Annotated in this window: 1 protein-coding gene and 1 pseudogene; one reads left to right on the top strand and one right to left on the bottom strand. The window is 56.8% G+C overall.

The genetic code is table 11. The features are described from left to right. A partial coding sequence (locus tag AC0L2K_RS34920) for a hypothetical protein (protein ID WP_473533651.1) occupies positions 1 to 288 on the top strand: 288 nt, incomplete at its 5' end. Between the two features lie 261 nt (positions 289 to 549). Here the strand turns inward: AC0L2K_RS34920 and AC0L2K_RS34915 are convergent. Next, positions 550 to 899: pseudogene (locus tag AC0L2K_RS34915) on the bottom strand (ABC transporter ATP-binding protein); the annotation flags it as partial.

Below are 899 nucleotides of genomic sequence, written 5' to 3'. Positions count from 1 at the left end.
TCCCGGCGTCAGGCCGACGCGGTATTCGTGGTTCTTGATTTCCCGGGGGCAGCCGACGCGCATCTTCTTCTCCTCCTGATCCAGCCTTTTGGGGCATGTTCGCTGTTGAGAGACAGTCAACCACGAATCGTTGCGCAAGTGTTTGCGAACTGGCTTGCACGAAAGAGCAAGTTTCAACAATTTTTGCGCGAGATATCGAAATTCTCGCAGGATACACGAACAATGCCGCTCGACAGGATCTATATCGCCATTCTCGAGGCATTGCAGAAGGATGGGCGGATATTCTAACGATGCGCGCACCCGGATGCAGTCTGGCTTGAATCGCCATTGCTATGAAAGACGGCTTGGCTAAATATTCCTGCTCGGCGTCGCCGCTCATGCTGGCGAAGTGCAGGCCGTCGATTTACGGCTTCGGCGGCGGTGGGGTTTCTATCACCAATACGTCGCCTCCCAAAGCCAACGCCAGACAGTCAGAATCTCTGTGCACGGTCGTTACTTCCACTTAGCAGAAGGCGGCAGGGGCTATCTGTCCGGCTCCGCGAGTCCTGCTCACGTCGCTTTGCCGACGGCTGCGTCCATTCCCATCTCTTCCTCGGAAATGTCGTCGAACGAAGCGTAATTCATGTTGTAGAGACGGGCGTAGAGGCCTTTTTTTGCCATCAGCTGTTCGTGGTTGCCGCTTTCGACGATCTCGCCGTTCTGCAGCACGATGATTCGGTCGGCGCCGCGGATGGTGGCCAGGCGATGGGCAATAACCAGCCCTGTCCGGCCTTCCAGCAGTTTTATCAGCGCCTTCTGGATCAGCATCTCCGTATAGGAATCGATGCTGGCCGTGGCTTCGTCGAGCACAAGGATCTTGGCGTCGGCCACCAGCGCCCGCGCGAAACTGATCAGCTGGC

This window comes from Mesorhizobium sp. WSM4817, assembly GCF_055811135.1.
The sequence above is the reverse complement of the archived record's forward strand: the minus strand, read 5'-3'. Positions and strand labels throughout refer to the sequence as shown.